This window comes from Variovorax sp. KBW07 (genome assembly GCF_003852515.1).
In the GTDB taxonomy this organism is placed as follows: Bacteria; Pseudomonadota; Gammaproteobacteria; order Burkholderiales; family Burkholderiaceae_C; genus Variovorax.
Genome location: NZ_QAJK01000024.1, coordinates 1 through 6530, shown reverse-complemented (window position 1 = coordinate 6530; position 6530 = coordinate 1). Strand labels below are relative to the sequence as shown.

The following is a 6530-nucleotide window of genomic DNA, read 5'->3' as shown; positions in this document are numbered from 1 at the left end:
CGCGGAAATCGACCCCGCGCTGCACGGACCGTGGATGCGCCTGGCCGCCGAGGGCGTGATCTTCGGCAACGCCACCACCGAGCTCGGCGACGGATCGCTGAAGACGATGCAGACCACGCTCAAGCGCGACGGCGATGCCTGGCGGCTCGACGGCGACAAGTACTACAGCACCGGCACGCTGTACGCCGACTGGATCTCGGTGTCGGCCCAGAGGCTGAACGACGACGGCAGCAGCGAGCGCGTGATCGCCCTCGTGCCCTCGGAAGCAGCCGGCGTGGAGCGCGTTGACGACTGGCGCGGCTTTGGCCAGCGCCTGAGCGCATCGGGCACCACGCGCTTTCGCAATGTGCGGGTGAAGCCCGAGAACGTGCTGCTGTACGTGCGCGACCAGCCCACGCCGCTCACCGCGCATTTCCAGCTCACGCACCTGGCCACGCTGGCGGGCATTGCGCGCGCCATCGTGCGCGACGCCGTTGCCTTCGTGCAGCCGCGCAAGCGCGTGTACAGCCATGGCAGCGGCGACACGCCGCGTGAAGATCCGCTGGTGCAGCAGGTCATCGGCCAGCTCGCCAGCACGGCATTCGTCGCGGCCTCGACCGTGCAGGCGGTGGCGCGCGGCCTGGGCGACGTCGACCGCTTTCTCCAGCGCGGCGAAGCCGTTCCCGAAAGCCTGCTGTTCGAGGTGGAGCTGAACACCGCCAAGGCCCAGTCGGGCATCGTCGATGCGGTGCTGCAGGCCGCAACGCGGCTGTTCGACATCGGCGGCGCCTCGGCGCTGCAGGAAGACCGCCGGCTCGACCGTCACTGGCGCAACGCCCGCACGTTGGCTTCGCACAACCCGACGATCTACAAGGGACGCGTGGTGGGCGACCACCTGCTGAATGGGGCCCGGCCGACTTTCTACTGGGCGGTGGGGGCAATCGCTTCCTGAGCTTCCTGAAGAAGCTGCGCTCGCGAGCGCGGCGAGCGCTTAAAGTCTCGGGTCTTCCGACTGGAGCCTTACTTCCCATGCGCCGATTGCTGCTCGCCCTTCTTCCCATCGCCATCACCGCGTGCGCGACGGCTCCCGTGACTGGCGTGGTGCGGCTCTACGACGGCATCTTGCGCGCGGGGAGCCCGCAAGAGGCCGAGGCCTACTGCCGCATCGACGGCAATCCTATCCGCTTTCTGCAGCAGTCGGACGCGCCGAACACGCCGGGCAGCGGCGTGCTCTTCAGGTGTGATTGAGCGCCTGGCTCAGACGCGCGGAAGCGCCGCCAGGTAGGTGGACACAACGATCGCGGCAGCGCGGTCGAGTTGCAGGATGTCTCCCACATCGAAAGCGTGCGGCGCGGTGCGTCCACTCGAACCGAGTGGTTTGCGGATCTCGACAAGAACTTCAGCCGCCAATTCACGGTCGCTGCGCGGCCGGCCATCGGGGTGCATTACCCATTCATCGACTTGATCGAATGGAATGCTGCGAAAGACCCCAACGATGGGGACGTACTTGTAGCGATCCTCGCCCACCAGGATGGGCACGCTGAGGTTACAAAAAAACGTGGTCGTCGACATGCAGGATCGCCGTCGCTAAGCAAAGTATTCAATTGTTGATGACTGTGACCTCAGGGGCCATCCTCCCGGAGGCCTGCCACGCGGGAAGACGTGACCTTCTGCACACAAATTGTCTCCATTTTCATCGATCCTCCCCTTAAAACAACTACTTTATTCTTATACAGGGCCGTTCAAGATGCACTTTGCAGCATTTTGGGGACGTTGGTAGCGCCAAAAGCTCCCGAATTCGGGTGAAAACGCTCAAAACGCGGGCGCGCGGCCTTTCGAGGCCCCTATGCCTCAAGGCATGTCCTCTTTCATGAACCGGGCGGCGATGCCGCCAAAACCCGGTCAGGCGGGCGCGTTGAAGCGGGGCGCGCGGCGCTCCATGTTGGCCTTCACTGCTTCGATCTGGTTCGGGCTGCCAATCAGTGCCTTCTGCTCGACCGACTCGGCCATCAGCAGCTGGGCGGCGGTTTGCGCAAGCGAGGCGTTGAGCAACCGCTTGCCCGCGCGGATGGCATCGGGGCTCTTGCCCGCAATGTCGTGTGCCGTCTGCAGGGCCTCGGCCAGCGGCTCGGTTGAAAGGCGCGTGGCAAAGCCGATGCGCAAGGCTTCCTCGCCCGAGAAGATGCGGCCCGTGAACGTGAGCTCGCGCACCACGTCGCTGCGCGCCAGCTCGCGCATCAGCACCATGCCGGCCATGTCGGGCACCAGGCCCCACTTGATCTCCATCACCGAAAGCTTGGTGTCGGGCGCCACGATGCGGATGTCGGCGCCCAGCGCCACCTGAAGGCCGCCGCCGAAAGCCACGCCATGCACCGCAGCAATGACGGGCACCGGCACTTCGCGCCAGACCATCGCGACCTGCTGCGCGGCATTCGAAATGCCGTGCGTGCGCTGGAGCAGGTCGGCGCCCGATGCGCCGTCGCCCAGCACGTTGTCTGCACCGCCCTGCTGCTGCATGCGCTCGAAGGACGCCATGTCGAGCCCCGCGCAGAAGGACTTGCCCCGGCCCGAGATCACCACCGCCCGCACCGCCGAATCGCCGCGCAGCGCTTCGCCGGCCTCGATCAGCGCGTCGAACATCGCCGGGTCCAGCGCGTTCATCTTGTCGGCGCGCGCCAACTGCAGTTCCACCACGCCGTCGGGGTGGCGGGTCCATTCGATGCGATCGCTCATTGCATGTCTCCTTATGGGTTTTTGCGCAGTATCGCCCGGCACGGCCGCTCGGCGATGATGGCGGCTGTCGCCCACCCAACACCTCTGCCATGCCACTGGACCGCCGTCACTTTCTTCTGCAATCGGGATCGGCCGCCGCCGTGGTGGCGCTGTTCGGACAGGGCTGCGCGCTGCCGTCGCCCACGGCACGCGCCGCAGGCAAAGGCGGTGCGCCGGCATTCACCAGCGTGCCCGCCTCGCTGCGCGACGCCGTCGTCGTGCCGCCCGAATACGAATGGCAGCTACTCTACCCCTGGGGCACGCCCACCGGCATTGCGGGGCAGATGCCGGCCTTTGCACCGGACGCCTCCAACAGCGCCGCCGACCAGGCGCTGCAGGCCGGCATGCACCACGACGGCATGCACTTCTTCGCGCTCGACGCGAGCGGCGATCGCGGCCTGCTCGTCATGAACCACGAATACACCGACGAGCAACTGCTGCACACCGACGGCGTCAAGGTGTGGAGCGCGGAGAAGGTGCGCAAGTCGCTGCATGCGATGGGCGTCTCGGTGATCGAGGTCCGCCGCACGCCCACCGGCTGGCAGCAGGTGCGACCCTCGCCTTTCGCGCGCCGCGTGCACGGCAACACGCCCATGCGCATCGCCGGCCCGGCCGCCGGCACGCCGTTGATGCGCACCGCCGCCAACCCGGCCGGCGATGCCGTGTTCGGCACCTTTGCCAACTGCGCCATGGGCGTCACGCCCTGGGGCACCTACCTGACCTGCGAAGAAAACTTCCACGGTTACTTCGGCGGGCCGAAGGAAGCCGCGAAAGGCATGACCGATGCGCAGCGCCGCTACGGCACGGTGCCGGGCTCGCAGTGGGTCGAGTACTGGCGCTTCGACGAACGCTTCGACCTGAGCCGGCACCCGAACGAGCCGCACCGCTTCGGCTGGGTGGTCGAGATCGATCCCTTCGACCCCACGTCCACGCCCGTCAAACGCACGGCCCTGGGCCGCAAGCGCCAGGAAAGCGCCACCTGCACGTTGGCAAAAGACGGCCGCGTGGTCGTCTACATGGGCGACGACTCGCGCTTCGAATACATCTACAAATTCATCAGCCGCGAGAAGGTGCGCCCCGGCACCGATGCCGCGGCACGCGCCGCCAACCGGCACCTGCTGGACGACGGCACGCTGTACGTCGCGCGCTACGACGCCGGTGGCCGCGGCCAGTGGCTGCCGCTCGTGCACGGCCGCGACGGGCTCGATGCCGGCAAGGGCTTCGCCGACCAGGCCGAGGTGCTGGTCCACGCCCGCCTGGCAGGCGATGCCGTCGGCGGCACGAAGATGGACCGCCCCGAATGGATCGCGGTGCACCCGCAAAGCGGCGAGGTGTATGTCACCCTGACCAACAACAGCCAGCGCGGAGACCCCGGCAGGCCCGGGCCCGATGCCGCCAACCCGCGCGCCAACAACCTCTTCGGCGGCATCCTGCGCTGGCGCGAAGACGGCGCCGACGCCGCCAGCACCGGCTTTGCCTGGGACCATTTCGCTCTGGCCGGCGACCCCGCGCAGCCGGGCAGCGGCGCGCGCTATCCCTCGGCCGACGCCGACATGTTCGGCAGCCCCGACGGCTTGCACTTCGACAGCGGCGGCCTGCTCTGGATCCAGACCGACATGAGCGGCCAGGTCATCGGCAAGCCGCCGTATACGTCGCTCGGCAACAACCAGATGCTGTGCGCCGACCCGGCCACCGGCCGCATCCAGCGCTTCCTGACCGGACCGAACGGTTGCGAGATCACGGGCTGCGTGGTCACGCCGGACCGGCGCACACTGTTCGTCAACATCCAGCATCCGGGCGAAGCGCGTGACGACGGCACCAGCACGCAGAACAGCGCATGGCCCGATAGCACAACCCCGGGAAGCGCCCGCCCCCGCTCGGCCACGCTGGCCATCCGTCGCCGCGACGGCGGTATCGTCGGCACCTGAAGCGCCCCCAGAGACAACACAACAACACAGCCAAAAAGGAAGACACGCACCATGAGCATCCGCATCGTCCGCCTCGGCACACCCCGCGCACCCGGCGAAGGCCTGCGCGTCGGCACCGTCCGGCGTCCGCCGCGTGGCGTTCCCAAGACCGAGTTCGCCTCGCAGGACTGGTACGACGTGTGGTACCCGAATCTCGCGCCCTCGGTCGAGACCATGAAGCAGGCGCAAGAAGCCGAGACGCCCGCGCAGTGGAACGCCTTCGTACGCAAGTTCAAGGCAGAGATGGCGGAGCCCGACGCGAGCCGCAGCCTCGACCTGCTGGCTGCGCTGTCGCACGGCACATCGCTCGCCGTCGGTTGCTACTGCGAAGACGAATCGCACTGCCACCGCTCGGTGCTGCGCGCCCTGCTGGCCGAGCGCGGCGCGGACATCGCGGGCTGACTCATCAAACCTGCGGCGCGCCCAGGAACACCGGCAGGCTTTCCGCCTGCGCGGAATACGCCGCCAGCAGCGGAAAGTCCGCGGGCGCAACGGACCCGGGCAGCAACAACTGCGTGAACGCCCAGGCCACCGCGGTCGACACACCGGCCTGCGTCATCGCGGCTTCGTCGGCCGGCAGCGGGCGTGCCGACACCTCCTGTTCGAGCGCCGAATAAGCCGCGATGAGTTGGCCATGCACCCGGTCGAGCCACGGCTGATGCAGCTTCTCGGCCGGCCGCAGGTTGTGTTCGTAGACGATCTGCACCGTCTTCTCGCAAGCCGCCAGCGCAAGCCCCACGACGCGTGTCGCGCGAAGCCGTTCTGTCGCATCGCGTGGCATCAAGCTGCGGCCACAGCTCGCTTCCGCATGGTCGATGATCAACGTCGAATCCATCAACACGGTGCCGTCGTCGCACACCAGCGTGGGCGCCTTCACCACCGGATTGATCTCGCGAAACTGCTCGAAGGTGCTGAACACCGACACCGACCGGTGCTCGAAGGGAACGCCGAGCAGGCGCAGCGAGATGGCGGCGCGCCGCACGAAGGGTGAATCGAGCATGCCGACGAGTTGCATTGTTTCTCCTGAAAGATCTGCCCCACGATACCGGCCGCAGCATTCACGCCGAATGGCAATCCATCGAAAATCGGGGCCGCAAACCGATCACCCATCGGCCATCGGCCATCGACAACAACACCGCCGCCACATCGACCGAACCTTTCGCATGAACATCGACAAGAAGGACCGCCTGATCCTCGAAGCCTTGCAAGCCGACGCACGCCAGAGCCTGGCCGCGCTGGGCAAGCGCATCGGCCTTTCGCAGCCCGCGATGAGCGAGCGTGTGCGCAAGCTGGAAGACGCCGGCGTGATCGAGGGCTACAGCGCGCGCGTCAACCTGCGCGCGTTGGGCGTGGGCCTGCAGGCGATCATCCGCATCGAGACCACGCACGCGGGCATTGCCAGGTACCTGGCGCTGTTCGACGCGATGCCCGAGGTGCTGAGTGCCGACCGCGTGACCGGCGAAGACTGTTTCATCGTGCGCTGCGCGATCGCGGAGCCGGCGGACCTGCAGCGGGTGGTGGACGCGTTGGCCGTCGATGGTGCGGTGACGACCTCGCTGGTGTTGTCCAGCCCTGTGCACAAGCATGTCACTGTGCATGCTGCGAAACCGCCGAAGAAGTAGGCGCTTGTGCTTGTCTGCGCTTCTTGACTCGCTGCTATGCGGGGCATTCAGGGCGACGCTCACGCCGATGGTGTGCTCTGCGCAGCGAAATAAAGGAGGAGCGAAGCGGGGGACATTCGCGGAGGGGAGTACCCGGTGTCAGTCGCACGCGCCCCGAATGAACCCGCTCCCGAACAAGAAACGAACGCAA

At 67.1% G+C, this 6530-nt stretch carries 8 protein-coding genes; 5 read left to right on the top strand and 3 right to left on the bottom strand.

Going from position 1 to position 6530, the window contains the following annotated elements; all coding sequences use genetic code 11:
• Positions 1 to 931 (top strand): acyl-CoA dehydrogenase family protein (locus DBV14_RS04555; protein WP_260396812.1); only part of this gene is annotated, 931 nt, incomplete at its 5' end.
• Between the two features lie 77 nt (positions 932 to 1008).
• Positions 1009 to 1227, top strand: a complete 219-nt coding sequence (locus DBV14_RS04550) for a hypothetical protein (protein WP_124458016.1) — start codon at positions 1009 to 1011, stop codon at positions 1225 to 1227.
• Between the two features lie 9 nt (positions 1228 to 1236).
• Here the strand turns inward: DBV14_RS04550 and DBV14_RS04545 are convergent, their stop codons facing one another.
• Both DBV14_RS04545 and DBV14_RS04540 read right to left on the bottom strand, forming a co-directional pair.
• A complete protein-coding gene (locus DBV14_RS04545; RefSeq protein WP_124458015.1) occupies positions 1237 to 1551 on the bottom strand; it encodes a hypothetical protein in 315 nt (104 codons plus the stop codon).
• A gap of 330 nt (positions 1552 to 1881) precedes the next feature.
• Positions 1882 to 2712 (bottom strand): crotonase/enoyl-CoA hydratase family protein, encoded by an 831-nt coding sequence (locus tag DBV14_RS04540; protein ID WP_124458014.1) that lies wholly within the window; start codon positions 2710 to 2712, stop codon positions 1882 to 1884.
• Positions 2713 to 2801: 89 nt separating this feature from the next.
• Between DBV14_RS04540 and DBV14_RS04535 the strand changes: the two genes are divergently transcribed.
• The gene (locus DBV14_RS04535; protein WP_124458013.1) at positions 2802 to 4679 is read left to right on the top strand and encodes a PhoX family phosphatase; all 1878 of its coding nucleotides are present in this window, start codon (positions 2802 to 2804) and stop codon (positions 4677 to 4679) included.
• A 51-nt stretch (positions 4680 to 4730) separates the two neighbouring features.
• Entirely contained in the window at positions 4731 to 5120 is a 390-nt protein-coding gene (locus tag DBV14_RS04530; protein ID WP_124458012.1) for a DUF488 domain-containing protein, read from the top strand.
• Between the two features lie 4 nt (positions 5121 to 5124).
• Here DBV14_RS04530 and DBV14_RS04525 read toward each other — a convergent pair whose 3' ends face one another.
• Positions 5125 to 5733 (bottom strand): glutathione S-transferase, encoded by a 609-nt coding sequence (locus tag DBV14_RS04525; protein ID WP_124458011.1) that lies wholly within the window; start codon positions 5731 to 5733, stop codon positions 5125 to 5127.
• Between the two features lie 148 nt (positions 5734 to 5881).
• Here DBV14_RS04525 and DBV14_RS04520 point away from each other — a divergent pair, with 148 nt between their 5' ends.
• Positions 5882 to 6340 carry an Lrp/AsnC family transcriptional regulator gene (locus tag DBV14_RS04520; RefSeq protein WP_124458010.1) on the top strand — a complete coding sequence of 153 codons (459 nt, stop codon included), beginning with the start codon at positions 5882 to 5884 and terminating at the stop codon, positions 6338 to 6340.
• Positions 6341 to 6530 lie beyond the last annotated feature (190 nt).

What these genes read in the sequence shown, in the direction of transcription:
- DBV14_RS04550 (WP_124458016.1), top strand. Translation starts at nt 1,009, where the DNA reads ATGCGCCGATTGCTGCTCGCCCTTCTTCCCATCGCCATCACCGCGTGC.
- DBV14_RS04545 (WP_124458015.1), bottom strand. Translation starts at nt 1,551, where the DNA reads ATGTCGACGACCACGTTTTTTTGTAACCTCAGCGTGCCCATCCTGGTG.
- DBV14_RS04540 (WP_124458014.1), bottom strand. Translation starts at nt 2,712, where the DNA reads ATGAGCGATCGCATCGAATGGACCCGCCACCCCGACGGCGTGGTGGAA.
- DBV14_RS04535 (WP_124458013.1), top strand. Translation starts at nt 2,802, where the DNA reads ATGCCACTGGACCGCCGTCACTTTCTTCTGCAATCGGGATCGGCCGCC.
- DBV14_RS04530 (WP_124458012.1), top strand. Translation starts at nt 4,731, where the DNA reads ATGAGCATCCGCATCGTCCGCCTCGGCACACCCCGCGCACCCGGCGAA.
- DBV14_RS04525 (WP_124458011.1), bottom strand. Translation starts at nt 5,733, where the DNA reads ATGCAACTCGTCGGCATGCTCGATTCACCCTTCGTGCGGCGCGCCGCC.
- DBV14_RS04520 (WP_124458010.1), top strand. Translation starts at nt 5,882, where the DNA reads ATGAACATCGACAAGAAGGACCGCCTGATCCTCGAAGCCTTGCAAGCC.